The sequence below is a fragment of the Belliella pelovolcani genome (genome assembly GCF_900156785.1).
GTDB lineage: Bacteria > Bacteroidota > Bacteroidia > Cytophagales > Cyclobacteriaceae > Belliella > Belliella pelovolcani.
On sequence record NZ_FTOP01000016.1, the window covers coordinates 47,795 to 74,423 of the forward strand.

The 26,629-nt window shown below is 38.3% G+C and carries 28 protein-coding genes; 9 read left to right on the plus strand and 19 right to left on the minus strand.

Features of this window, described 5'->3' with window-relative positions:
* Positions 1 to 62 precede the first annotated feature (62 nt).
* Together BW935_RS15185 and BW935_RS15190 are read left to right on the plus strand one after the other, a co-directional pair.
* Positions 63 to 614 carry an acyl-CoA thioesterase gene (locus tag BW935_RS15185; RefSeq protein ID WP_076502641.1) on the plus strand — a complete coding sequence of 184 codons (552 nt, stop codon included), beginning with the start codon at positions 63 to 65 and terminating at the stop codon, positions 612 to 614.
* Positions 615 to 616: 2 nt separating this feature from the next.
* Entirely contained in the window at positions 617 to 1,969 is a 1,353-nt protein-coding gene (locus BW935_RS15190) for a M24 family metallopeptidase (RefSeq protein WP_076502642.1), read from the plus strand.
* Here BW935_RS15190 and BW935_RS15195 read toward each other — a convergent pair whose 3' ends face one another.
* From BW935_RS15195 to pdxA, 18 genes are all read right to left on the minus strand, one after another.
* Positions 1,970 to 2,695 (minus strand): lysoplasmalogenase, encoded by a 726-nt coding sequence (locus BW935_RS15195; protein ID WP_076502643.1) that lies wholly within the window; start codon positions 2,693 to 2,695, stop codon positions 1,970 to 1,972.
* Between the two features lie 194 nt (positions 2,696 to 2,889).
* Positions 2,890 to 4,086, minus strand: a complete 1,197-nt coding sequence (locus BW935_RS15200; RefSeq protein ID WP_076502644.1) for an MFS transporter — start codon at positions 4,084 to 4,086, stop codon at positions 2,890 to 2,892.
* Positions 4,087 to 4,161: 75 nt separating this feature from the next.
* Positions 4,162 to 5,263, minus strand: a protein-coding gene (gene prfB, locus BW935_RS15205; RefSeq protein ID WP_139325562.1) for a peptide chain release factor 2 whose coding sequence is annotated in 2 segments (ribosomal slippage) — positions 4,162 to 5,202 and positions 5,204 to 5,263 — 1,101 coding nt in all. Because the reading frame shifts where the segments join, the coding sequence is not laid out codon by codon here.
* A gap of 61 nt (positions 5,264 to 5,324) precedes the next feature.
* Positions 5,325 to 5,843, minus strand: coding sequence for a hypothetical protein (locus tag BW935_RS15210; protein WP_076502690.1), 519 nt, complete (start codon positions 5,841 to 5,843; stop codon positions 5,325 to 5,327).
* Between the two features lie 246 nt (positions 5,844 to 6,089).
* Entirely contained in the window at positions 6,090 to 7,157 is a 1,068-nt protein-coding gene (locus BW935_RS15215) for a branched-chain amino acid aminotransferase (protein ID WP_076502646.1), read from the minus strand.
* 4 nt (positions 7,158 to 7,161) lie between these two features.
* Positions 7,162 to 7,710: a cob(I)yrinic acid a,c-diamide adenosyltransferase gene (locus tag BW935_RS15220; RefSeq protein ID WP_076502647.1), complete on the minus strand. Its 549-nt coding sequence runs from the start codon at positions 7,708 to 7,710 to the stop codon at positions 7,162 to 7,164.
* A gap of 78 nt (positions 7,711 to 7,788) precedes the next feature.
* Positions 7,789 to 8,511 (minus strand): ABC transporter ATP-binding protein, encoded by a 723-nt coding sequence (locus BW935_RS15225; RefSeq protein WP_076502648.1) that lies wholly within the window; start codon positions 8,509 to 8,511, stop codon positions 7,789 to 7,791.
* A 73-nt stretch (positions 8,512 to 8,584) separates the two neighbouring features.
* The gene (locus BW935_RS15230) at positions 8,585 to 11,398 is read right to left on the minus strand and encodes a tetratricopeptide repeat protein (RefSeq protein WP_076502649.1); all 2,814 of its coding nucleotides are present in this window, start codon (positions 11,396 to 11,398) and stop codon (positions 8,585 to 8,587) included.
* Entirely contained in the window at positions 11,398 to 11,685 is a 288-nt protein-coding gene (gene gatC / locus BW935_RS15235) for an Asp-tRNA(Asn)/Glu-tRNA(Gln) amidotransferase subunit GatC (protein WP_076502650.1), read from the minus strand. The genes BW935_RS15230 and gatC overlap by 1 nt, the downstream gene beginning before the upstream one ends.
* A 10-nt stretch (positions 11,686 to 11,695) precedes the next feature.
* Entirely contained in the window at positions 11,696 to 12,436 is a 741-nt protein-coding gene (locus tag BW935_RS15240; protein WP_076502651.1) for a lysophospholipid acyltransferase family protein, read from the minus strand.
* A complete protein-coding gene (locus BW935_RS15245) occupies positions 12,433 to 12,804 on the minus strand; it encodes a globin domain-containing protein (RefSeq protein ID WP_076502652.1) in 372 nt (123 codons plus the stop codon). The genes BW935_RS15240 and BW935_RS15245 overlap by 4 nt, the downstream gene beginning before the upstream one ends.
* A gap of 82 nt (positions 12,805 to 12,886) precedes the next feature.
* Positions 12,887 to 14,236, minus strand: a complete 1,350-nt coding sequence (gene accC / locus BW935_RS15250) for an acetyl-CoA carboxylase biotin carboxylase subunit (protein ID WP_076502653.1) — start codon at positions 14,234 to 14,236, stop codon at positions 12,887 to 12,889.
* A gap of 29 nt (positions 14,237 to 14,265) precedes the next feature.
* A complete protein-coding gene (accB, locus tag BW935_RS15255; protein ID WP_076502654.1) occupies positions 14,266 to 14,739 on the minus strand; it encodes an acetyl-CoA carboxylase biotin carboxyl carrier protein in 474 nt (157 codons plus the stop codon).
* 104 nt (positions 14,740 to 14,843) lie between these two features.
* Entirely contained in the window at positions 14,844 to 15,407 is a 564-nt protein-coding gene (gene efp / locus BW935_RS15260) for an elongation factor P (RefSeq protein WP_076502655.1), read from the minus strand.
* 28 nt (positions 15,408 to 15,435) lie between these two features.
* The gene (locus BW935_RS15265; RefSeq protein WP_076502656.1) at positions 15,436 to 16,434 is read right to left on the minus strand and encodes a beta-ketoacyl-ACP synthase III; all 999 of its coding nucleotides are present in this window, start codon (positions 16,432 to 16,434) and stop codon (positions 15,436 to 15,438) included.
* Positions 16,435 to 16,715: 281 nt separating this feature from the next.
* Complete coding sequence (gene rpmF, locus BW935_RS15270; RefSeq protein WP_076502657.1) at positions 16,716 to 16,907, minus strand: 50S ribosomal protein L32; 192 nt, start codon at positions 16,905 to 16,907, stop codon at positions 16,716 to 16,718.
* A 23-nt stretch (positions 16,908 to 16,930) separates the two neighbouring features.
* Complete coding sequence (locus BW935_RS15275; RefSeq protein WP_076502658.1) at positions 16,931 to 17,497, minus strand: YceD family protein; 567 nt, start codon at positions 17,495 to 17,497, stop codon at positions 16,931 to 16,933.
* A gap of 149 nt (positions 17,498 to 17,646) precedes the next feature.
* Positions 17,647 to 18,675: a 4-hydroxythreonine-4-phosphate dehydrogenase PdxA gene (pdxA, locus tag BW935_RS15280; protein WP_076502659.1), complete on the minus strand. Its 1,029-nt coding sequence runs from the start codon at positions 18,673 to 18,675 to the stop codon at positions 17,647 to 17,649.
* A gap of 141 nt (positions 18,676 to 18,816) precedes the next feature.
* On the opposite strand from pdxA, the gene rsmA reads away from it, so the two are divergent.
* From rsmA to BW935_RS15300, 4 genes are all read left to right on the plus strand, one after another.
* Positions 18,817 to 19,599 (plus strand): 16S rRNA (adenine(1518)-N(6)/adenine(1519)-N(6))-dimethyltransferase RsmA, encoded by a 783-nt coding sequence (gene rsmA / locus BW935_RS15285; protein WP_076502660.1) that lies wholly within the window; start codon positions 18,817 to 18,819, stop codon positions 19,597 to 19,599.
* On the plus strand, positions 19,587 to 20,954 hold the full coding sequence (gene mgtE, locus BW935_RS15290) for a magnesium transporter (RefSeq protein WP_076502661.1): 1,368 nt from the start codon (positions 19,587 to 19,589) through the stop codon (positions 20,952 to 20,954). Before rsmA ends, mgtE begins: the two co-directional genes overlap by 13 nt.
* 95 nt (positions 20,955 to 21,049) lie before the next feature.
* Entirely contained in the window at positions 21,050 to 22,696 is a 1,647-nt protein-coding gene (pgi, locus tag BW935_RS15295; RefSeq protein ID WP_076502662.1) for a glucose-6-phosphate isomerase, read from the plus strand.
* A 112-nt stretch (positions 22,697 to 22,808) separates the two neighbouring features.
* Entirely contained in the window at positions 22,809 to 23,819 is a 1,011-nt protein-coding gene (locus BW935_RS15300) for a zinc-binding dehydrogenase (RefSeq protein ID WP_076502663.1), read from the plus strand.
* Here BW935_RS15300 and BW935_RS15305 read toward each other — a convergent pair.
* Positions 23,811 to 24,143 (minus strand): tetratricopeptide repeat protein, encoded by a 333-nt coding sequence (locus BW935_RS15305; protein ID WP_076502664.1) that lies wholly within the window; start codon positions 24,141 to 24,143, stop codon positions 23,811 to 23,813. The genes BW935_RS15300 and BW935_RS15305 overlap by 9 nt on opposite strands.
* A 76-nt stretch (positions 24,144 to 24,219) precedes the next feature.
* Here BW935_RS15305 and BW935_RS15310 point away from each other — a divergent pair, with 76 nt between their 5' ends.
* From BW935_RS15310 to BW935_RS15320, 3 genes are read left to right on the plus strand one after another with little or no spacing between them, the layout of a single operon-like run.
* The gene (locus BW935_RS15310) at positions 24,220 to 24,957 is read left to right on the plus strand and encodes an electron transfer flavoprotein subunit beta/FixA family protein (protein WP_076502665.1); all 738 of its coding nucleotides are present in this window, start codon (positions 24,220 to 24,222) and stop codon (positions 24,955 to 24,957) included.
* A 30-nt stretch (positions 24,958 to 24,987) separates the two neighbouring features.
* The gene (locus BW935_RS15315; protein WP_076502666.1) at positions 24,988 to 25,956 is read left to right on the plus strand and encodes an electron transfer flavoprotein subunit alpha/FixB family protein; all 969 of its coding nucleotides are present in this window, start codon (positions 24,988 to 24,990) and stop codon (positions 25,954 to 25,956) included.
* Between the two features lies 1 nt (position 25,957).
* The gene (locus BW935_RS15320) at positions 25,958 to 26,560 is read left to right on the plus strand and encodes a bifunctional nuclease family protein (protein ID WP_076502667.1); all 603 of its coding nucleotides are present in this window, start codon (positions 25,958 to 25,960) and stop codon (positions 26,558 to 26,560) included.
* Positions 26,561 to 26,629: the final 69 nt, after the last annotated feature.

Below are 26,629 nucleotides of genomic sequence, written 5' to 3' on the forward strand. Positions count from 1 at the left end.
AACTTTCTTTCGGGGTAGGTTAGCATTTTCCTTCATTACTTTATATTTTCAAATCAAAAAGAATGGTGGAAGCAAAAACCTCAAGTTTTTCAAGAGTCACAATGACAGAATTGATGATTCCCGCTTATGCAAATTTTGGAGGGAAGATTCATGGTGGGATTTTACTATCCTTGATGGATAAGGTGGCCTATGCAGCTGCATCCAAGCATAGCGGAGCCTATTGCGTGACTGTATCTGTGGATACAGTGGATTTTTTACAACCTGTGGAAGTCGGGGAATTGGTCTCTTTGATGGCATCTGTAAACTATGTTGGAAACAGTTCGATGGTCATCGGGATCAAAGTGATTTCTGAAAATGTAAAAACCGGCCAAGTTAAGCATACCAATACCTGTTATTTTACTATGGTTGCCAAAGGAGAAGACGATAGACCTTCTATGGTTCCGAAATTGATTTTAGAAAATAAAACTGATGTTCGCAGGTTTGTAGAAGCGATTTTCAGAAAACGATTCAAGAAAGATTATGAATCGAACTTAAAGCAAATAAAAAAATCTTGGGATAAACAAGAAATAGCCACCTTATTGGCTTCTGAAAGATGTATCAATCAATCCAAATAAACATGAAGCAACTCTTACTTAATTTTATCATTTTGTTGGTTTTGAGTCCTTTAGTCTTTGCTCAAAGTCCAGCTATCCTTACTCAAAGAGCCCAAGCAACTGTTGTTGATCAATGGCTTGAAGAGCGTATTCAAACCGTTTTGCCTCAAATCATGGAGCGTGAGGGAATTGATATGTGGCTGATCATCTCTAGGGAGTATAATGAAGATCCTGTCATCAGGACATTTTTACCAGCAACTTGGTTTGCCGCGCGAAGGAGAACCATGCTATTGATGTATAAAGCTCCAGGAAGCAGTCAAGTAGAAGCGCTAGCAGTAGCTAGATATGATGTGGGGAAATCCTTCAAAAAGGCTTGGGATCCAGATACGGAACCCGATCAGTGGAAGGCTTTAGCTCAATTAATTGAGGAGAGAAACCCCCGAAAGCTTGCGCTCAATATTGCCGACAACTATGGTCATGCTGATGGATTGACAGTGACAGATCACGAGCAACTCAAGAAATATCTTAGCCAAGCCACCATGTCGAAAGTCGTGTCTGGAGAAAGATTATCTGTGGGATGGTTAGAGACCAGAACTCCATCTGAAATGGCGACTTACAAGCATTTGCAAACCATAGCCAATAGTATAATTTCTGATGGATTATCAGAAAAGGTAATCACACCAGGCGTGACTACCACAGATGATGTGGTATGGTGGTATAGAGAAAGGATTAAGGAGTTGAAGCTTGATACTTGGTTTCAGCCTACAGTGGATATTCAGCGTCCTGATCCAGAATCCAAAGAGCATCTAAGGTCATTTGCCGTTAGGCCAGAATCTCAAGTGATTATGCCTGGAGACCTGCTACATATTGATTTTGGGATTACATACCTTAGGCTCAATACAGATACGCAACAACTAGCCTATGTACTCAAGCCTGACGAAAAAGAAGTCCCAAAATACCTCAATGATGCATTTAAAGTGGGAAATAGGCTGCAAGATATCCTGACTTCTCAATTTATCACAGGTAGAACAGGGAATGAAATTTTGAAGGCCACCAGAAACATTATGGAGAAGGAGGGGATTAAGGGAAGTATCTATTCACATCCCTTGGGTTATCATGGCCATGCTTCCGGCCCTAGCATTGGAATGTGGGATAATCAAGGTGATACCAAAGGGGCCGGTGACTATCCATTATTCCCGAACACAGCCTATGCTATTGAGCTTAATGCAGTGGTATTCGTAAAGGAATGGAATAAGGAAGTCAGAATTATGTTAGAGGAAGGAGCCTTTTTTGATGGAGAAAAAGTCACCTATTTAGATGGACGCCAAAAAGAAATTATGGCGATACCTAGGCATCGAAATTATCTTGGGAATTAATTAATTTTTGATAGGAAAGGCATCTTTAAAAGGTGCCTTTTTTGCTTCTTTTTCAATCTGCATCATCATGCCATTGATTACAAAATAATGACCTATCACATAGAATATCATTACCAAAGCAAGTGTGAAATTCCTAGTAAAAAATAAGTCGTCACCCATCAATGCATCACTCATAAAGAATGAAAAAACTCCCATCAATGTCACAGTATAACTTTTTTTAGAAACATAAAACCTTCTATTGAGTGCAAAGATGATCGTGAAGACTGTTACCAAGGCATAGATTACCCCGGGAACTACAAAATCTCCAAGTGAAGGATAAACAAACCCTGTAGCCGAAAGTGTAATGATTAATGCCAAAGCTTCAGGCCATCTTTGTTTCCATGAAATGATTTTTTTGTTTTTATGCTTGATAGAAATAGCATACAAAACTCCGTAGCTAGCTTGAGCGATGATGAAAGTGCAAATTCCCAGAAGTTTGAATAAGGCCTCTTCTAAAGTAATCATCAAAAATATATCTCCTAAAAAGGAAAAAAAGGTAGCTACCATGAGTAGCGGAATCAAAGGATGCTGTATTTCTTTGAATTTCAGAAATAAAAAAACAAGCAAAACTGGAACGATCAAGGGTTTGGTGACATAAAATCCTATGTTGAGATCCATGAAAAGAAAACTAATGCTTACTGCCGAGACAATTATAAATATTGTATTGTAAAGCTTATTTCCTTTCATTTTTTGACCTAAAATCCCCTTGATTCAAAAGCAATTTAGACGAAAAAAAACAAAATAAAATACTAGGTACTAATGAATTAAATTAGAAAAATTCTTTCATAACTCTAAGGTTTTAAAGTGTTAAAAGTCAGGGCTATGATCTGAATTTTTATATTATTTCATCAAAAAATTTAAACCTACCTATTTATTTAATTTTATAAAGAAATATTTTGATTTTTTGGTATTGTAAGCAGATAAATAAAAGCCAATAATGAAGTGATAGTGCCGAGAGAAAAAACTAGAAAAAAGTTCTCTACTTTATTTTGAAAAACAAAACCAGAGGTAATTGCTCCAATTCCTATACCTGCTTCTAATGCAATATACATTGTTGCTAAAGCACGTCCTCGAAACTTATCAAGTGACAAGTCAATTGTCCATGCTGAAATAGTAGGTGAGTTCATACCTACAGAAGCTCCAAAGATTACTCCGCCAAATAAAAGCATCAACTTAGTATCTGCTAAAGCTATAATCAGCATTGCAAGTGCCATGGAAAGAGTTGCCACTTTCATAACTGGAATTCGTCCATATTTATCAGAGGCTTTGCCTGCTATGATTCTTATTCCTAAAGATGATAAGGTGAACACCGCAAAGAAAAGACCTTTATTTTTGATGCCAAGATATTCCGAATAATCTGGGATGATGGTTAGCACCACACCAAATGAAAATACAGTCAGAAATAAAACCAACGAGGGAGGCAGCACCCTATTCTCTATAATTTCATGTCTTTGTAGTTTAAAATGATGCAAAGCTAGCGTCTCTTTTTCTTGCAAAGTTTCCTTCAATCTTAGAATAATCAGTATTGATAATATTGCTGTGGCAGCAGAAGCATAAAATAATGGATTGATACCATATTCAGCAGCAATGTATCCACCAGCTGCTGGTCCTGCAGCCATCCCAAGGGAACCGAATAAAGACTGAATACCCATAGCTTCTCCACGTCGATTGAATGGCACAATGTCAGCTACGAATGCTGAAGTACCAGTAGGGGTGAAGCCAGTTGAAAATCCATGGATAAATCTCAAAAGTAAAAACCCAGCTACGGATGTGATGACAGGGTAAAGCATACTGATAACAAAGCATACAATTGCTCCAAAGACCATAACGGGAATTCTACCAATTTTGTCAGCTAACTTCCCACTAAAAGGCCTAGATAATCCAGCAGTTAGGGTGAATAAGGAAATGATCAATCCTTTGTAATCTTCTCCACCTAGTGAACTGAGATAGGAGGGAAGCTCTGGGATGATCATATTGAAGCTAGCAAAAAACAAAAAAGAACTCAGGCAGAGAACGAAAAAATTCAATGTAAAAAAGGGTGGGAGTATGCGATTTAATTTTCCCGAAGTTCTAGACATACCTTATTGGCTATGATCAAAAAACCTCCCGACATGAAAAAGGTTTTCTTTCGGGAGGTTTACAAATGGGTAATATTATTCTTTATTTGCTTCTTCTTCGTTTTGAGCGAGTAGAAATGCCTTGATGAATTCATTCAGCCCTCCATCTAAGACAGCTTGCGCATCAGATGTTTCATGACCAGTTCTTGCATCTTTCACCAGCTTATATGGGTGAAGAACATAGTTTCTGATCTGAGACCCAAAGTCGATTTTCATTTTTCCTGACTCGATCTTAGCTCTTTCTGCATTTCGCTTTTCCATCTCTAATTGGTAGAGTCTAGACTTCAACATCTGCATGGCTTTTTCTCTGTTAGCGAGTTGAGATCTTTCGATTTGGCAGACTACAACGATTCCGGTAGGCTTATGTGTCAATTGTACCTTGGTTTCTACCTTGTTGACATTTTGGCCACCCGCACCACCAGATCTCGAGGTGTGTAATTCTACATCAGAAGGATTGATTTCGATCTCAATAGTGTCATCAATCACAGGGTATACATATACTGAAGCAAAAGAAGTATGACGCCTTCCACTACTGTCAAACGGTGATATCCTCACCAAACGGTGGACACCAATTTCCGACTTGAGAAAACCATAGGCCAGTGGACCATCAAACTCTAGCGTCACAGACTTGATTCCAGCAACTTCACCTTCTTGAAGATCTACTTCTCTGACTTTATAGCCATTCTTTTCTCCCCACATGATGTACATTCTCATCAAGATGGAAGCCCAGTCATTACTCTCGGTACCTCCAGCACCTGGGTTGATTTCCATCAAGGCGCTGAGCTGATCTTCCTCGCTGCTGAGCATTTTCTTCAGCTCGAGATCTTCTACCTCCTTGAGAACCCGACTGTATTCAGATTTGAGTTCCTCTTCAGATACTTCTTCCATAGAGTAAAACTCATATAATACATCCAAATCCTGAATACCTGTTTCTATTTTTTCATAAGAGTTGGTCCAGGACTTCTTGCTTTGGATTACTTTCATTGTTTTTTCGGCTTCTTCTGGATCGTTCCAAAAGTCAGCCTGGGCAGAAACTGCCTCTAAATCTTCTATTTCTACTTTCTTACGATCGTAGTCAAAGATACCTCCTCAAAGCCGAAACGCGGGCTTTCAAGTCTTTCAACTGGTCTGATGTCATAATTTATTTAGTTTTTGGAGGGGCAAAAATCGGAAAAATATCACTCTAAACCTATTCCTTTTCAATCTCCATAAAGGATAATCAATTGTATTTTATTTCTACCCTTTTTTTTGAAATGCTTGTATCGCACCTTGGATAATACAAATCCACTACCAAATAAAGCAGCAGAAGTAATTAAAGAACCATCCGATATACTGACATTACCTTCTTGATAAAGACTATTGATTACATTAGCGGAAAGAAAAATTGCACCAGCTCCATAACTTAAAAATGATAGGTTTTTCAATGTCTGATTTCTTGGATCCTTGTCTTGAATGTAGACAGCAGTAATATCTTCAGGTCTAAGCACATTCTCAGACAAAACAATGATCTCTGGCTGAATATCTCTAATGACGTCTGAGATATAGTAGTCATTGTTTTTGGTTTTATAAGTAAATACTTCGCCAACTTCGTATTTGATTCTAGTTTTTTGATTGGTACCTTTTTGAAGTAAAATAAATTTTTGTGCATGAATGTCAAAATTGCTACTCAGCAGGATTACTAGAAATAGGATAAAAGTTTTATAAAAAGAGTTTTTCATAGCCATATTACTTGATGGAGGAATATAGTAAAAATTGAGTCACTTAAAAAGTAAGGATGTCAAGTTTAGCTATGACACCCTTCGGTTTTTTACACTTATTGTACACTACTTTACCAGAAATCCCAATTCTTTGGATTTAGAGGTTGATCTGGGAAAATATCAATTCGTATCTATTATCAATGAATATCAAGTTGATACAATGCCACATTTAAATTGGTTAATAGTCTAATTGCAGATTTACAAATTTTATAATTTGATGATCCAGCCGTGAGTATCAGCTATTTTACCGTATTTGATATCATCCAATGTTTTCAGAACCCGATTACTGAACGCAGTGTCGTCTTTTTCAGGCAATATATAGTCATTGCCATTGACATGGATTTTGGCAATATGTGCTATTGTTGCAGCGGTACCCGTACCAAAAGCTTCCTTAAGCGTATTGTTTCTGAGGGCATCTTCCAATTCAGCAACCCTGAGGAATCTTTCTTCAACTTTAATCCCCATTTCTTTGGCTAAAGTTAAAACTGAATCTCTGGTGATGCCTTTTAGGATAGTACCAGTAGTGGTAGGAGCGGTGATTAAGGTATCATTGATCATGAACATCACGTTCATCGTGCCGCTTTCTTCTATATGTTGGTGAGATTTGCCATCAGTCCAAAGCAATTGATCAAAGCCATCTTTTTGTGCTAGTAAAGCAGGATACAAGGAGCCTGCATAATTTCCAGCAGCTTTTGCAAAGCCTGTCCCTCCTTCAGCAGCTCTTGTGTATTTGCATTCCACTTTTACTGAGACTGGCTTGGAGTAGTAGTTCCCTACGGGGCATGTGAAAATGATGAATTTATATTTCTCAGATGGACGAATACCTAGGTAATCATCTGTTGCAAAAACAAATGGACGAATATATAATGAACAACCTGGTTTATTCGGAATCCAAGCACTATCAATCTCCAATAACTTCATCAGGCCATCCATGAAAATCTCCTCTGGAACTTCAGGGATACACATTCTCTTTGCTGATTCATTCAGGCGTTTTTGATTGGCATCCGCTCTGAAGAGTAAGGTTTCACCTGCGTCATTTTTGTAGGCTTTCATTCCTTCAAAGACCGATTGGCCGTAGTGCAATGTTGCATTGGCAGGATTCAGCTGTAATGGCGCATAAGGTTCAATTCTGAAATCTCCCCAAGCCCCGTTTACATAATCAGCCACAAACATGTGGTCACTGATTGTTTGGCCAAACTTCAGATCGTCAAAGTTGGTGTCTTGAAGTTTTGACTTAGCTGTTTTATTGATTGCTATGGTTAATGTAGTATTCATAAGCTTAGGTTCTTGGTTTCCAAGTTACCTCTTCCACTCCGAGCTCGATAGCCATCAATCTCCCTAGCACAAAGAGGTAATCTGAAAGTCTATTTAAATATTTTACAATAATTTCGTCAACTGGCTCTATTTCCATGAGATCAATGACACATCTTTCCGTTCTTCGGCAGACAGTCCTTGCGACATGACAAAATGAAACAGCAGTATGACCTCCTGGTAAGATAAAGTTTTTCAAAGTAGGAAGCTTTGCGTCCATTTGATCAATTTCCTTCTCCAACAATTCTAAGTCAGAATCGTGAAGATCAGGTCTTTTGATGTTTTGCTTCCCATGCTCAGTGGCAAGTGTTGCTCCAATAGTAAATAACCTATCTTGGATTTCCTTCAAAATCACCTGTCTTGGTGTGTTGACTTCTTGGTCACGAAGCAAACCTATGAAAGCATTGAGCTCATCGACAGTGCCATACGCATCTATTTTGAGGTGACCTTTGGGCACTCTTTTACCCCCCAGCAAAGAGGTAGTACCTTGATCTCCAGTCTTGGTGTATATTTTCATAAAAAAACCTGATAGTCAATTTGAAATGTTTCTGCTATTGAGCACAAAAGTAACATTCTAATTTCAGAAAAGGTTAATTTACTGCGCTAATTGTGGTGCAAATGATTGGGTTGGATTTGCATTAATTTCATCAGACTCAACTAGTCCATCTCTTAACCTGATCACACGATGCGCATAATGTGCTATGTCATCTTCGTGAGTTACCATGATGATGGTATTACCTTTTTGGTGCAATTCATGAAACAATTCCATGATGCTATAGGAGGTCTTTGTGTCTAAGTTACCCGTGGGTTCATCTGCTAGGATGATACTTGGATCATTTACAAGTGCTCTGGCAATGGCGACACGCTGACGTTGACCACCTGAGAGTTCGTTTGGTTTGTGATGAACTCGGTCAGCAAGACCTACGTTTTTCAAGGCTTGATAAGCTTTGTCATCTCTATCAGCCTTGTTGAAACCAGCATAGATCAACGGTAAAGCTACATTCTCTAGACAACTTGCTCTAGGTAAAAGATTGAAAGTCTGAAATACAAAGCCAATTTCCTTATTCCTAATTTCTGCCAATTCATTTTCAGACATGTCGCTGACATCTTTTTCATTGAGGATGTATGTACCTGAAGTTGGCGTATCGAGACAGCCAATGATATTCATCAAAGTGGATTTCCCTGAACCAGAAGGTCCCATAAATGCCACATATTCCCCCTTATTGACAGTAATAGAAACTGACTTTAGTGCTTGTACTTCCTCAGCACCCATTCTATATACTTTTCTGATTTCTGATGTTTCTATTATTTTTTTCATGTCAATTCAAGTTAGATTTCTAAATTAATTAAAAGTAGTTGAAAGGGGAAATAGATTTGATAAACGGTTAAAGTTATTCTTGGTTTTCTAGCATTAGTTTTTCTAAATCTTCTTTTGTAATCCATTTTTCCATTTCTTCTAATGCTCTAGTCCCATAATTACCCAATCCAATCTCACGACTCTGATTCACAAAAGCAAGCCATAATTTTGGATCCTTGTTATACTGTATGGCTTCTTGGAGAATTTCATATTTGAGCATAGGGTCAGATTCTTCCCTGAGACCTTTCCATAAAAGAGGTGTGAAATAGGCGTTCCTAAAAGGTGAAAATTCAGGCTTGATTAAATTGGTTAATCCAGAAGAAAATTCAGTTTTTTTGTTGTTGAAAAGAAAATCGACATAACTCTGAAAGTCTTCCTTTGTCCAGATGGCATTCTGTCCTTCTGTTAGGTATGCGTTGATGATTGCTAGCTGTTTATCTGACAACCAGTGACCCTTATGTATCAAAATGAAATATGCTAAATCAACCTTAAGATTATGATGTTCTAAGGCGGCCATTTGATCAAGAAGGGAATCAGCTGTCTTGCCATGAAAATCGGTCAAAATTGAAAAAAACTCAGCTTGGGGAGTTTTGGCAAGGTTCCCAGCTTCATTGAAAATCATCCAAGAAGGGAAATCAATATCAAACTTATTTTGATATGCAAAGGCGATATCTGCACGTCCTCCGAAATAAAGAATGGCTAAATGAATTGGTTTGATTCGAGTACTTTGGACAGCAGCAGCCAAAGCTAATTCTTTTGCAGCTTTCTCGAAGTCTAATTGGCTCGCGAGAACCTCTGCTGCAATTATTTGATAAGTATCTGATTGATTTGGGAAATTAAAAACAGCACCTGAAAGATACTTTAGAGCTTCATTGATTTGATTTTCTTGAAGCGTCCTTATGATTTTAGAATCTCGGTAGTTTCTCTCTAATCCTACACTTGATGTTTGATTGATCAAGCTATCAATCAATTGAAGATCTGCTTCATAGTGATTAATAGATTGATTTGTCCATTGATTTCGGATGGCTGATGATTGCACAAAATCACTTTTAGGAAGCTGATCAAAGGCTAGTTTGATTTCCGATAGATTCCCATTCTTATTTTCAAATGCCAATAAATTGATCTGCGTAATGGGATAAGTAGTTTTTTTGACATCTTCTTCGATTGAAACTTGATGTTTGATTGATAGACCTATTAGATTAGAAAGAGCTACTTCTTGAGATTTTTCAAAATCATAAAGCAGTCTTATGGCATCAGATCCTTTATTAGTTTTAGAATAAAGAAGAGCAAGATTGTTTTTTAAATATGGATTGTTTGGGAAATATTCCAGCCCTTTTTCTAAGTAGAAAATAGCTTCCAGAACCCTATTTGCTTGATGCAGCCTAGAGCTTAAAAGCAGAATGTTGGGGACATTTGGTGCATAATCAAAACTCTCCTCAAGTTGTCGAATAGCTGCACTTGGTTGTTTGTCTAGCAAATACAAGTGCGCAGCAGTATTTTTTGCCCGATCATTTTTGAGGTATTGAGCCCAGCTGTTTTCATATAGTATCCTGGCGTGTTGAGGTCTTCCTGTTTGGAAATAGTAGTCTGCACTCAAGTTGAGCGAAGTACTATTGAGTTGCGTAGCTATGATAGCATCTGCAAAAATCACTAGAATGACCAATGACATGATCGCGCCGATCCTCATATGGAAGTAAGCAAAAAAACGTGGCTTGAAAATGACTTGGTCTAAAGCTGTTCCATTATTGATGATACTTGAGAAATTTGTCATCAGGTAAGCGAAAAATAACAAGGAAAGTGCTATTTGCCCATATAAGAAAATATGATTAAAGAATTCGATTAATGGTTGATTATAAGTATAAACTGCCTTTCCCCAAGTCAAAGTTGTCAATGCAAACCCGATTAGGTACAAAGATTTCCCTACGGTAGGGGAGTCAAATGCTTGTTCTGTTTGGTTGATTTTATGAGCTAAGACAAAGTAACCAGCAGTACCTGCTGCGAACATCAAAATCAAAGGCGGAAGGGTAGGGAAGGGTAAATTTACTTCACCCATCAAGTCCAGCAACGTAAAGAGTACTAGTGCAAAATATAAGATCGAAATAACTGTAATATGCCAGCTGATTTTTAAGCCTGCCCCCTGATTGATTTTAAGTAGAAATATACTACTTCCGGACACGATCGAATGCCCGATATGAAGTAAAAATAAACTACAAACACCAGCTATTGGTAGTGTGATCTGCTCAGAAATATAGAGTAATGGAGCCTCTACACTTGTGAGCATCATCAGGATTCCAAATCCTATGATTTGACATATAAAAATCAAGGTAAACCTTGTGACAAGCCCCCAATCTGGTTTGAAAAAAGAAATATAACTCATAGGGATCAACAGCGCTACTATCATTCCAATCAGAGGGTAATTTGTAGATACACCTCCTATGTTTAATCCATTTAGTCCTGTGAAAGTCAAAAAGAAAATAACAAAGGCAGCGCCACCGATAAAGTACATTTTCTTGAAACTGCTGATTAAGCTTATCCCAAGAGCAATCAGTATGAAATAGACTGAGCCAAGAAAAATACTGTAGCTACTATTCAGCTCTTGTATAATTGATTCAAACGTCTGGAAAACCAGGAAATTCTCTACCTCAATGCTAATGATATCTGTTCCCAGTCTGAAGAAATCTAATGGAACTGATATTTGTTCTGTGAAAAAACCAGCAAGGATGGGCATGCTTGGACTATCAAGCACGAAGTGATACAACAATAGGAAAAGGCCTCCAAGAACAGCAATTGCTCCAGGTAGGCCTTTAAAGATTATATTTTCAAGTTTACGGCTATGCGCGACAGACATTATTCAAGTACCTTTGGAACTCTGAAATAATCCGAATCACGTTGAGGCGCATTTTTCAAACCACTTTCATGAGGTAAATGCTCTCCAACCTTGTCTTCTCTGAGCACATTGACTTCTGATGACATGGTAGTGATGGGTTCTACTCCTTCAGTATCTACTTCGTTGAGTTGCTCTACCCAATCTAGGATTTGAGTCATGTCTTGGGTCATTTTTTCGGCACTAGTTTCGTCAAATTCTAAGCGTGCCAAATGCGCAATTTTTTTAAGTGTATTGGTATCTACTTTCATAATTCTAATTTTATTTAGCTGAAATCGTATTATCTAACAGAAGCTGTTTTTGTATGGTATTGAAGCAATTTGATTTCAGATCTCCTAAATTATCCTTTGTCATTTGAGTGGTGTCTACAGGAGGGTGAAATACCATCTTAGCAGTTTTGAAACTCAATAACAAGAATTTTTGATCAGGTAAAATTAAATGATTAAATGATAAAGTGACAGGAATTATTGGGATTTGTTTTTCAATGGCCAAAGTAAAAGCTCCATCCTTGAACCTTTGAAGAAATGGAGGTTCATTCGTGATAATCCCACCCTCTGGGAATATGACCAAGCTACTTCCTTCATCTAATGCTTTTTTGGATCTTGCCAGTACTTCCGCTCTACTTCTTGCGCTGGATCGATTCACTGCGATATGTAATTTTTTGAAATAGTAGCCAAAAAGTGGGATTTTCCCCAATGAACTTTTACCTACAAAGACTACATCTCCGGGCACAAATCCCATCATTGCGATATCTATGTAAGAGAAATGATTGGCAATGAAGATATAGCTTTTGCCTTTTTGGATATTTTGCTTTCCTTCAAATTTGATTGGTTTGAAGATGATCAAAAAGTAAATATTTGCCCATATCCTATTGATCTTTCTTCCGTATTTTTTCAATCCCGGAACCCAGATGGCTACGAGGAGAAAAGGGAAGAGTAATAGAAAACTTAAGCAAAATGCAAAAAATGCATAAGTGGTGTATAGTGCTTTGAGGAATGTCATTGATTGACCATATGGTTTGCTACTTGTACAAAATACTTCATCATGGCTTCTTTGGTATTTTGATCCATTTCGACCTTATCCATCGCAGCAAACATACAATTGAGCCAGCTATTTCTCAAATTTCCATCTATCTTCCACTGAAAATGCCTCTTTTTTAGCATAGGGTGACCTCTTTGTTCTGAGTATGTCTGAGGCCCTCCAAATACTTGTTGAAGAAACAAAAATAATCGCTCTTCAGCTGGTTCGAGTTCTTCTGGATAAAGTGCCAAAAGTTCAGGTGATTTAGCCACTTTTAGATAGAAGTGATGCACAAGGGCTTTGATTTTAGCTTCTCCGAGTGATTCATAGATGGTCTGAAACTCGTACATAGGTGAATTCTGGGATATAATTTAGGTTAAGTCAAAAAAAAGACTGCACGAGCAGCCTTTTTTATGTAGATATCAAACGATCTTATTTTTTGATCACAGAGAAATCGAAAGTTTCTAAGAATTTGGTTGTGAAATCGCCTTTTTTGAATTGTTCGTTTTCGAGTAATGCGATATGGAAAGGAATGGTAGTTTTGATACCATCGATTACAAACTCTTCCAAGGCTCTCTTCATTCTTACAATGACTTCTTCTCTTGACTGACCACTTACGATGAGTTTGGCAATCATGGAGTCATAGTTTGGTGGAATCACATAGCCTGCGTACACATGACTATCTATTCTCACGCCACGTCCACCTGGAAGGTGTAGGTTTACAATTTTCCCTGGACTTGGTCTAAAACCATTTGCAGGATCTTCCGCATTGATTCTACACTCCATTGCATATAATTTCGGGAAGTAGTTTTTACCAGAGATTTTCTCACCTGCTGCTACTTTGATCTGTTCTTTGATCAAGTCAAAGTCAGTCACTTCTTCTGTAATTGGGTGCTCTACTTGTATTCTGGTATTCATTTCCATGAAGTAGAAATTTCGATGCTTATCTACCAAAAATTCAATAGTACCGGCACCTTCATAGCCGATGGCTTCTGCACCCTTGATGGCTGCTTTACCCATAGCTTCTCGAAGCTCATCAGTAATAAAAGGAGAAGGCGTCTCTTCTACCAATTTCTGATGCCTTCTTTGGATCGAACAGTCTCTTTCAGATAAGTGACATGCTTTGCCATTACTGTCACCAACAATCTGAATTTCTATGTGTCTAGGTTCTTCTACAAACTTCTCTAGGTATAGCCCATCATTTCCAAAAGCAGCTCCGGATTCTTGCCTAGCATCATCCCAAGCTTTTTTAAACTCGCTTTCTTCTTTGACAATACGCATACCTCTACCACCACCACCTGCTGTAGCCTTCAAGATTACAGGATAACCCATTTCTTTGGCAATCAGCATACCCTGTTCCATTGATTCTAATAGACCTTCTGATCCTGGAATTGTTGGTACTCCAGCAGTTTTCATGGTTGCTTTGGCAGTAGCCTTGTCGCCCATTCTATTGATCATGTCAGGGCTAGCACCGATAAACTTGATGTTATATTCTTCACATATCCTTGAAAATTCAGCATTTTCAGATAGAAAACCGTATCCAGGATGAATGGCGTCTGCATTGGTAATCTCAGCAGCAGCTATAATTCTAGGAATATTGAGATAGGAATCTCTGCTTGGAGCTGGGCCTATACACACTGCTTCATCTGCAAAACGCACATGCAAACTGTCCTTGTCGGCTGTGGAATAAACTGCAACAGTTTTGATTCCCATCTCTTTACAAGTACGGATTACTCTGAGTGCAATTTCACCTCTGTTTGCTATTAATATTTTTTTAAACACAATGATTGAGTTTTGTGAAACAAAAGAAATTATCCTGCTGGATCTACTAAGAATAGTGGTTGGTCATACTCTACTGGAGTTGCGTTGTCAACCAAAACTTTCACAATCTTTCCAGAAACTTCAGATTCAATTTCGTTGAAAAGTTTCATTGCTTCTATGATACAAACTGTTTGACCTGCTTTTATTGAATCACCAACATTGACAAAAGCATCCGCATCTGGATTCGGAGTTCTGTAAAATGTACCGATCATAGGGGATTTGATCTCAATGTATTTTGAAGTATCGTCTTTGGCAGAAGCGGCAGGTGGTGCAGGAGCAGCAGCAGGTGCAGCTACAGGAGCTGGTGCCTGTGGTGCCACAGGGGCAGGAGCAGGAGCGGCCACGAATTGCATTTCAGAATTCTTTTTGATAGACAATTTGAATTCTTCTGTTTCAATTTTCACCTCTGCTAATCCAGAGTTTGAAATAAAATCTATAAGGTCTTGAATTTCTTTTGCTTTCATAATTTAGTCTAGTTTGTGGAAACCGGGATGACCGATTTCAGTTTTGGTTTGGGTTTGAAACAATAAAGCCATGTAATTTAATAAAATCACATAGCTTTTTGAATTTATTTTACTCTTTCCGAGTAAGAACCATCGCGTGTATCTACTTTGATCATTGTATCTTGCTCTACAAAAAGCGGAACCATCACAGTAGCTCCAGTTTCTACAGTCGCAGGCTTGAGTGCATTGGTGGCTGTGTCACCTTTGATACCTGGTTCAGTATAAGTAATCATCAATTCTACAAAAGGAGGAAGTTCTACTGTAAGAGGAGTCTCTGTTTCGGCATGAACCAAAACATCCACAATTTGACCTTCCTTCATCAAGTTTGCTCTTTCGATCAACTTTTCTTCGATTCTTATTTGTTCAAAAGTATCAGTATCCATGAAGTGTAGGCCCATTTCATCAGAGTAAAGATACTGATGTGGTCTTTTTTCTACCCTTGCAGTAGTTACTTTTTCTCCTGCATTGAATGTCTTGTCCAATACTTTACCATTGGTAAGGCTTTTCAATTTGGTCCTTACAAATGCAGCACCTTTGCCAGGCTTTACGTGCTGAAATTCTGTAATGGTATAGATGTCATGGTTAAACTCAAGACACAAGCCATTTTTAAAGTCCGCGGTACTTGCCATTATTTATTTACTTAAGTTAGATTTAGGTTTAGTTAGGGTCATAACCCCATTTTAGATAAATAGCTCCCCAAGTGAATCCTCCACCGAATGCCGCTAAGATAATATTGTCACCCTTTTTCAATTGTGATTCGTAATCCCATAGACAAAGTGGTAATGTACCAGCTGTAGTGTTGCCATACTTTTCTATATTCATCATGACCTTTTCTGGTCCTACGCCCATTCGATTAGCAGTAGCATCTATGATTCTTTTATTCGCTTGATGCGGAACCAACCATGCTACATCTTCGGCTGTTAGTCCATTTTTCTCCATGATTTTAGCACTTACATCAGCCATATTGGTGACCGCAAACTTGAAAACAGTAGAGCCTTCTTGGAATGCAAAATGTTCTCTAGCTTGTACAGTTTCAATAGAAGCAGGTTTTCTACTTCCCCCAGCTTTCATGTGTAGGTATGGTGCACCTGAGCCGTCTGCATGTAGGATGCTATCCATAATGCCCACTTCTTCTTCCGTAGGTTCTAATAAAACAGCACCACCCCCGTCTCCAAAAATGATACATGTAGCCCTATCTTGATAATCAATAATAGAAGACATCTTGTCTGCTCCTACGATGATTACTTTCTTGTGCATACCCGTTTCAATGAATTGGCTTCCCATGGTCAACGCATATAGAAAGCCAGAACAGGCTGCTGATATATCAAAACTAAAACTGTTTTTTGCCCCTACATTATCGGCTATAATATTAGCCGTAGCTGGGAAAGGCATATCTGGGGTCACTGTAGCACATATGATTAAATCAATGTCTTCAGGATTGGTGTTTGTTTTTTTAAGTAATCCTTTTACCGCTTCTGTTCCGATGACTGAGGTTCCTTGATTGTCACCTTTGAGGATTCTTCTTTCTTTGATACCTGTGCGGGAGACGATCCACTCGTCGTTGGTATCCACCATGGTTTCAAGTTCTTGGTTGGTCAATACATAGTCTGGGACCCAACCTTGAACCCCTGTAATTACTGCTCTGGTTTTTTTCATCAAATGGTTTTTGTTTAGGCAGAAGCTCAAACTATGAAAGTTAAAGGCTCTGACTTACAGTTGTTTACTTCATGAAATGTTAATTGAAGTATTCTCCTGCTTTTGATTGAGGCTTCAAAAATATTTAAAATGTACTGTTCCACCAAAGTTTTTTCTTTTTTGGGGTGTTTTAATAATAATCTGCAAGTGATTTTTAGAGGTGCAAATCGAGTTATTAAACAAAAAAATCCATTCTGAATATCAGAATGGATTCTTATTAAAAGGCCTTTTTTTGATTTTTTTTAAGCAAGAACTTCTTTCTCCATGATCACCTGTCCTTTGTAGTACAGTTTACCATCGAGCCAGAAAGCTCTGTGTGGCATGTGAAATTCACCCGTAGTAGGGCACTGTGCCAAAGAAGGAGCTGTCAACTTATAGTGAGTTCTTCTTTTGTCTCTTCTGGTTTTCGAAATTTTTCGTTTAGGATGCGCCATCTCTATACAATTTTAGATTAATCTTATTTCTTTAACTTTTTTAATATATCCCATCTAGGATCGTTGCTTTCTGATTTGCTTTCAGACGAACCTTCCTGAACGTCGTCTTCATCTTCATTTTCCTCAGAAAAATATACTAACTCCCCCTCACCCTCGAAATCTTCATCGTCCATATCTTCTAAATAATCAGGATGAATTTTTTTTGCGGGTATGGCAAGTAAGATAAATTCATATATCAATTGTGCTACATTGATACTAGGAGTATCTCTAGTAATCATAAAGACATCTTCCGTGATCTCAGTTTCTTCAAGCCCGTACTTATAAATCACTTTTTCTTCTGTGATTAATTCTTGATCAAATTCCTCGAGGCTTCTGTCACAAATCAACCTTACTGTTCCGTTGATATGAAATTCAACTTCCATCAAGGAAGTAAGCTTATTCAAATGTATTGTAGCACTTAGATTTCCATCTTTTAGGAAATCCTGAACATCGAAATGACTGAAAAACTCTCCGTCTACGGCGAAAGTAAACTCGTGCCTACCTTCTTTGAGTTTGATGACATCTATGTTGTAATTTTTCAAGAATTTCATCCAGCCCTCCTTATTTCAAGACCGCAAATTTAGATATATCTATTAGAAAAATAAAATTTGGTGAAGAATTATTTCTCAGTATTTTTCTAATGCGGCCGTTTAGCTTCTGAATCAGCATGTTTGATAGAATTGCATGTTTAAGCTTTCAATCAATTATCCTCTTCTTCTTCCCAGTTTCCTCGATTTCGGATAACATCATATGCTTGTAGTATAGCTGCCCGCATAGATCCTTCGTCTGCAACATTTTTACCAGCTATATTGTATGCAGTTCCGTGGTCAGGGGAGGTTCTGACTATTGGTAACCCTGCAGTGAAGTTGACGCCTGTTTCAAATGCAATAGATTTGAATGGAATGAGGCCTTGATCGTGGTACATGGCTAAGACACCATCAAATTTCTTTTGATGCATCATGCCAAAAAAACCATCTGCTGGATAGGGACCAAATACCAAATGACCCTTGTCTTTGAATTCTCGAATAACAAGTTGTATGATGTTAATTTCTTCATCACCCAATAGCCCATCTTCTCCAGCATGTGGATTTAGCCCTAATACCGCAATTCTTGGCTTAGCAATTCCAAAATCATCAGTGAGTGATTTGAGCATCAAGTTGAGTTTGGATTTGATATTGTTGGGTGTGACGTTTTGAGCGATATCCTTGAGGGGAATATGTCCCGTCACTATGCCAACTCGGATATCTTCAGCGACCAAAAACATCAAACTCTCCTTCGTATCAAATGCTGCTGTCAAATACTCCGTATGTCCAACAAACTTCAAGTCTCCTGAATTGATGTTGTTTTTGTTCAAAGGAGCCGTTACTAATGCTTCAATCTTCCCGGCTTTTAAATCTTCGATCGCATGATTCAAAGCAGCAAGTGCCATTTTGCCAGCTTCTTGAGTTTCTACCCCAGGAATTACCTCAGGACTATCTTCCACTACATTGATAAGGTTGATTTTCTTATGATGAATTTCATCTACAGAGCGGATTTGCATGAAGTTAAATTCATCCATCTCGAGTTGTTTTCTGTAAAAAGTGATTGCTTTGCCGTGAGCATAAATGACAGGAGTGACTAGTTTTTGAATTCTATTATCCATCAATGCCTTCATGGTAACTTCAGCTCCAATGCCATTGATATCTCCTATGCTGATTCCTACGACTGGTTTGTTCTTTCTCTGATTCATCAGTTTATGTCAATACTTAGAGATCTTAAGATTAATTCACATTCAGGCTGACTACCAGCAGAATGGGAAATAATTTAGACCTTAATGATTATTGTCTTATTTTTGGAACTGCAATTTATATAAAATAATCCGAGTAAGCGCATGGAAAAAGTCAAACCTAAAAAACACCTTGGACAGCATTTTCTGACTGACCTGAGTATTGCAGAGAAGATTGCCAAGGCTGTCACAGGACATGGAGGAGTAAAAAAAGTCCTCGAAATTGGTCCTGGAATGGGGGTTTTGACAGACTTTCTTTTACTAGAAGATTGGGACCTTTATTTGGTTGATATCGATAAAGAATCTATTGCATACCTTCATCAAAAATACCCATCACTCGGAAGTAAAATCATAGATGGAGATTACTTGAAAGAAGATTTCAAGAACATCATGAACGGCCCTTATGTAGTCGCAGGAAACTTTCCTTACAATATTTCTTCCCAAATTTTCTTTAAGGTCTTAGAGGAAAGAGACCAAGTCACTGAGGTGGTTTGCATGTTGCAAAAAGAAGTAGCCCAAAGGATCGCTTCGCCTAAAGGGAATAAGGATTATGGAATTCTTTCCGTATTGCTTCAGGCATTCTATGATATAGAGTACTTATTTACGGTACCTCCAGGTGTATTCAACCCACCTCCCAAAGTAAATTCTGGAGTGATCCGTCTGAAAAGAAATCAAGTTGAAAAATTAGACTGTAATGAAAAATTATTCTTTCGTGTGGTCAAACAAGGATTTAGTACAAGGAGGAAGACCTTGAGGAATGCAGTGAAAAGTATGGGTATTTCTGAAGAGCTCAAGGCTGATACCTTACTAGATAAGCGCGCAGAACAATTGGGTGTTGAAGAATTTATTTATTTAACCAACAAAATCGAAGAGTCTTGGAACCAATAAAAGTTTTTGAATTATCAAAAGAGTACCTAGAAAGTCTTAGAGAGGCAATTGAGTTAACTGACATTGACTTCATCAAACAGTCATTTGATGGAGTCAATGAAGCTGATATAGCTGCGCTTTTGGACGAGCTAAATATGCAAGAAGCGCTGTATGTACTTCGTTTATTGGAGGCTGAGGTAGCGGCAGATATTTTGATAGAACTTGATGAGGATTCATTGACTCGAGTGATTTATGAAATGGAGCCGTCAGAGTTGGCTGCTTATATAGATCAAATGGATTCTGATGATGCGGTAGATATATTGAACCTGCTCACAGTCAGGGAGCGGGAAGATGTCATCAGTCATCTACAAGAAAAAGAGAAGTCAGCCCACATCCTTGATCTATTGAGATATGATGAGGATAGTGCTGGTGGTTTGATGGCCAAAGAATTTATCAAAGCCAATAAAAATTGGAATGTCATTCAAACCATTGAGGAGATCAGAAGACAGGCAGAGAAAGTAGAAAAAATATATTCAATATATGTCGTAGATAACAAGCAACACTTACTTGGTCGTGTTTCCTTGAAAAAAATCATCTTAGCATCTTCGGATACTAAAATTGCTGATATTTATGAACCTGAATTGATATCTGTTCCTACGCATTTGGACGAAGAGGAGGTAGCTGAGATCATGAGAAGGTATGACTTGGAATCTATTCCAGTAGTCAATGCAAAAAACAAGCTTGTTGGAAGGATTACCGTCGATGATATATTAGATGTCATTAGAGAGCAATCGGAAGAGGATATGCAAGCCATGACTGGTATCTCTGCCGATGTGGAGGAGTCGGATTCTATATTTAGAATTTCCAAAGCGAGGTTACCTTGGCTTTTGATTGGCGTAATTGGAGGCTTGATGGGTGCCAAAATCATTGGTTTTTTTGAGGATGGTTTGAGTAAATACATTGCTCTTGCTTCATTTATACCGCTTGTTGCTGCAACTGGTGGAAATGTTGGTATTCAATCCTCTTCCTTAGTGGTTCAGACTTTAGCTTCCAAATCAGTGTTTGATGATACACCTTGGCAAAGGTTTATCAAAGGACTTTTGATTGCTTTGCTTAATGGAGTTGTATTGGGTTTGTTTGTCTTTGCAGTTGTAAAATTTATATATGGCTTTGAAGCAATTTTTGGTTTTACGATTGGTTTGGCGATGTTTTGTGTTGTATTGCTTGCTTCTTTCATGGGGACAGTTACTCCTTTAGTGCTCAATCGTTTTGGTGTGAACCCAGCCATTGCTTCAGGTCCGTTTATCACAACTGCAAATGACCTTATTGGTCTAGCAGTTTACTTTGGGGTTGCAATGTTGCTTCTCAATCTATAAAATTTTCTCAAAAGCAGCGGTTTATATATTAAGCAATATCCTAAACTTACCTTTAATCAAATAGATAATCTTAACCTATTAAATCAATATCTTAAATGAACAACATCAATCCAACTTCAACTCAAGCTTGGAAAAAGTTAATTCAGTTGGCCGAAATTAAAAAAGGGGAAAATATCCGATCACTATTTTCTAATCCAAATCGCTTTTCAGAAAATTCAATTCAAATAGAGGATATCCTTTTAGATTATTCCAAAAACAGAATTGACGGAGAGACTAAGCAAGTTTTATTAGATTTAGTCAGAGAAATAGATCTCAGATCCGCGATTGAATCTATGTTTACTGGACAGAAGATTAATCTTACTGAAAATAGAGCGGTCTTGCATACTGCACTGAGAAATAGGAGTAACGATCCAGTATTTTTTGAAGGTAAGGATGTCATGCCTGACATCAATACTGTATTGGCACAGATGAAAAATTTTGCGGAACAGGTTTATGGAGGGAAATGGCTGGGGTACACAGGTAAGCCAATCAAATCCTTAGTAAATATTGGTATTGGAGGTTCTGATTTGGGTCCTGTTATGGTGACTGAAGCATTGAAGCCATACCAAAATCCTGATTTGGAAATTCATTTTGTTTCCAATGTAGATGGGACACATATTGCAGAGACTCTTAAAAAAGTAGATCCTGAGACTACCTTATTTTTTATAGCGTCCAAGACATTTACTACACAAGAGACTATGACCAACGCGCACACTGCAAGGGCTTGGTTTATGGAGCATGCAAAAAAAGATGAGGCTGTTGCAAAACATTTTGCGGCGCTTTCTACCAATGCCAAAGCAGTGGCGGAATTTGGAATAGATACTGCAAATATGTTTGCTTTTTGGGATTGGGTAGGAGGTAGATACTCACTTTGGTCAGCTATTGGATTACCCATAGCTTGTGTGATAGGTTTCGATAACTTTGAACAATTATTGGCTGGAGCGCATAGTATGGATCAACATTTCAGAAAGGCTGAATTTGACAAAAATATTCCTGTTTTATTGGCCTTGATTGGTATTTGGAATACCAATTTCCTAGGAGCGACCTCAGAAGCGATCTTGCCTTATGATCAATACATGCATAGGTTTGCAGCTTATTTCCAACAAGGGAATATGGAATCTAATGGGAAATATGTAAGCAGAAATAATGAAAAAGTAAATTACCCAACTGGTCCTATTATCTGGGGTGAACCGGGTACTAATGGCCAACATGCATTTTATCAATTGATTCATCAAGGAACACATTTGATTCCTTGTGATTTCATTGCATCTGCCAAGTCTCATAATCCAATCGGCGATCATCATAATAAGCTTTTGTCGAACTTTTTTGCACAGACAGAGGCCTTGATGAATGGAAAAGGCTTAGAAGAAGTTCAAGCAGAAATGAAAGCCGCAGGAAAAAGCACTGAAGAAATTGAGAAAATAGCACCTCATAGAGTGTTTGAAGGCAACAGGCCTACTAATTCCATATTAGTAAAAGAAATCAATCCATATACTCTAGGACAATTGATAGCTATGTACGAGCATAAGATTTTTGTCCAAGGTGTAATTTGGAATATTCTTAGCTTTGATCAATGGGGGGTAGAGCTTGGAAAAGTTCTTGCAAATGCTATTTTTCCCGAGTTAGAGCATGATGATGAGATTAGCAGTCATGACGCCTCGACCAACGGATTGATCAATGCTTACAAGGCAATGAGGAAGTGAAAATAATTATTAATAGGGAGTTCACGAATTGAGCTTCCTATTTGTTTTTTGAACCTTAGTATTATACCCTTGTTCAAAAACTGAAAAAGAAGTAAGATCTGACAATAGACACATGAAAGCAATAGTACTTAATAGATCTTTAGATCAGAAAATTGAAATAGCTGAAATCGAAAAACCACATCTTGGACCTTCAGAGGTGCTGGTGAAAGTTAAGGCTGCGGCCTTGAATCATAGAGATGAATGGTGTCGTCAAGGTTTATATCCAGGATTACAAGATGGAATCACCTTGGGTAGTGATGGTGCAGGAACTGTAGAGAAGACAGGTGAGATGGTCGATGCTTCGGTGGTGGGAAGAGAAGTGTTGATCAATCCAGCCATGAATTGGGGGGGTGATCCTAAGGCTCAATCCAAAGAATTCAAAATTTTAGGAATGCCCGATCATGGTACCCTAGCGGCTTTTGTAAAGGTCAATACAGATAGGCTTCATGATAAGCCTAAAGGTTTCACATGGGAAGAAGCTGCTGCATTGCCTTTGGGGGGATTGACTGCTTATCGAGCACTGATGACGCAAGGTAAGGTCCAATCAGGTGAAAAAGTTTTAGTCACAGGCTTTGGAGGAGGAGTAGCACAGTTTGCAGCTCAGTTTGCAATTGCGGCGGGTGCATCTGTATATGTGAGTAGTAGCTCTGCTGAGAAATTGGAAGTTGCAAAGGGAATAGGAGCCCTAGGTGTTTACAATTATACTGATGATACTTGGGTCAAAAAATCTTTGGAGGAAACTGGAGGTTTTGATTTGATTATAGATAGTGCCATGGGTGATACGCTGAATAATCTAATCAAAGTGGTCAAACCAGGTGGTAGAATTGTGTTTTATGGTGCTACAAAGGGCAATCCTGCTATGCTAGATGCTAGAAAGATTTTCTGGAATCAAATCCAATTGATAGGAAGTACTATGGGAACTGATAGAGATTTTGAGCAAATGCTTGACTTTGTCCAGAAACAAAACATCAAACCAATCGTAGATCAAATATACCAACCAGAGCAGGCTGTAGCAGCTTTTGACAGAATGAAAGCAGGAAAGCAGCTTGGGAAAATAGTTATTAGCTTTGAAGGATCAGATTAAATCATACTCTATCAAGAAATTTTGGTAGCTGTTTTGAAGTTCACTCAAGGCGTGTTGATCTCCTAATTCCTTGGCTAGAGCAATACCATTTTCGTAGATGTTTTTTGCTTGTTCCAAATGATCCATCTCTGCATAAAGTAAAGCTGCGTGATAGTATGTAGGGAGATAAACCTTGTGTTCTGTAAGGAGTTTATTAAAATAGTCTAGGGCTTTTTCAGGGTTTACATTTCGGTATTCTAAAGCCAAAGCATACCAATTGAAAGGATTACTTGGTTCTTGTTCTGCATAGGTTTGAAGTATCTCAATGCGGGACAAATTGCTCATGATTTCTTTTTTTAATTAAAGGCTTAATGACTAAATTCACGCAATTTAAAATAAATAAATAACCTAAATATACATAATGAAAATTCTTGTCTGTATTACACACGTACCGGATACCACATCCAAAATTCAGTTTACTGACAACAACACCAAATTTGATAAAAATGGGGTGCAGTTTATCATCGGTCCATACGACGACTATGCGCTTGCAAGAGCTGTGGAGCTCAAAGAACAGCTGGGTGCGAGCTTGACTGTATTGAATGTTGGAGAAGCAGAGACTGAACCTACCTTGAGAAAAGCTTTGGCTATAGGTGCAGATGATGCTATCAGAGTCAATGCTTTCCCTAAGGATTCACTTTTTGTTGCCAATCAGATAGCAGCCATTGCCAAAGAGCATAATTATGATTTGATCCTAATGGGTAGAGAATCGATTGATTTCAACGGAGGTATGGTCCATGGTATGGTCGGTGAATTGTTGAATATGCCATCAATTTCTCCAGTTATGAAACTGGATATCGAAGGCGATACTGTGAAAATGGCTAGAGAAATAGAAGGTGGCAAGGAATATTTAGAAGCAAAGTTGCCATTAATCGCGGGTTGTCAGGAGCCAATCGCAGAATGGAAAATTCCAAACATGAGAGGAATTATGTCAGCTAGAACCAAGCCTCTGAATGTAGTAGAACCAAAAGATGATACAACAGCAACCTCGGTAGTAGAATTTAAACTTCCTCCTGCAAAAGGAGCCGTTAAGTTAGTTGATAAAGACAATGTAGAGGAATTGGTAAGACTTTTGAAAAATGACGCCAAAGTCCTTTAATTCCATTTCAATCATTTAAAATAAGATCATATGTCAATTTTAGTATATATAGAGCACGCAGATGGTGCTGTCAAAAAATCAAGTTTAGAGGCTGTATCCTACGCGAAGGCACTTTCGGACAAACTAGGTGGAGGGGATGTAATAGCCGTGGCTCTTGGGGCAATTGCCGAAGGTGAGCTTTCCAAAGCAGGTACAGCAGGAGCATCCAAAGTGCTACATGTAAATGACGATAAACTGACCGCAGGAATTATTCAGGCACATGCTGAAGCAGTAGCTCAAGTTTACACGCAAGTAGGTGCCAATACACTCGTATTGGCAAAGTCTTCGCTAGGGGATGCTGTAGCAGCTAGATTAGCAGTGAAGCTCAATGCAGGGTTAGTTTCTAATGTTGTGGATTTGCCAGATACATCTTCAGGCTATCAAGTAAAAAGAAGCATCTACACAGGTAAAGCTTTTGCAGAGACTACTGTAAGTACAGACCATAAGATTTTGGCAGTAAAGAAAAATGCTGTAGACCTGAAAACAGATGGTGCTGATGCTCCAGTAGAGGCAGTTAATTTATCTATTTCAGATGCAAGTTTTGCAACCAATATTACTTCAACAGATAAAGCTACAGGAGAAATTCTTCTACCAGAGGCTGATATTGTAGTATCAGGGGGAAGAGGCATGAAAGGACCTGAGAATTGGGGAATGATCGAAGGCTTAGCCAAGGAGTTGGGCGCTGCTACTGGTTGTTCTAAGCCTGTTTCTGATATTGGATGGAGACCACATCACGAGCACGTAGGGCAGACTGGAGTAAAAGTTGCGCCAACTTTGTACGTAGCAGTTGGAATTTCGGGTGCTATTCAACATCTTGCGGGAGTAAATTCTTCAAAGTACATCGTAGTTATCAATAAGGATCCAGAAGCTCCATTCTTTAAGGCTGCGGATTATGGAATTGTTGGCGATGCATTTGAAGTACTACCCAAACTAACGGAGGCTATTAAAGCGATCAAATAAAGTGGACAATACTATTGAATTAGAAATTCTTGGGCTTACATCTAATCATACCCAATCAGGTTCTTTTACGCTGGTGCTAGGAGAGCTTGAAGGAGGAAGGAGACTTCCCATTGTTATTGGAATGTTTGAAGCTCAAGCAATTGCTATAGAAATAGAAAAGATTATCCCAAACAGACCCATGACTCATGACTTGTTTAAGTCATTTGCGACGGGGTTTGGTTTTTCTATTGAAAGAATTCTAATTTCTGATATGCAAGAGGGTGTATTCTTTGCAAAAATAATTTGTAAGAATGCTTCCAAAATGGTGGAAATAGATGCCCGGCCTTCGGATGCTATTGCTATAGCTGTAAGGTTTGATGCTCCTATATTCTGCACTTCTAAAGTAATGTCAGAAGCAGCAATAGAAGTCAACGAGGATGAAGAGAAATCAAGCTCTCCAAAAGCCGCTAAATCAAATAGACCAGTTCCAAGTCCTAAAAAATCTTCAGATTCACTTAAAGATTTTAGTCTTGAGAAACTAAATCAGCTATTAGACAAAGCAATTCATAATGAAGATTATGAAAAGGCTGCTCGGATAAGAGATGAAATCAACAAAAGAAACTAAAACTGAAAAGCCTGGCCAAAAGCCAGGCTTTTCTTTTATTATTAATCGAAGCAAAACCTTTATCTTTAA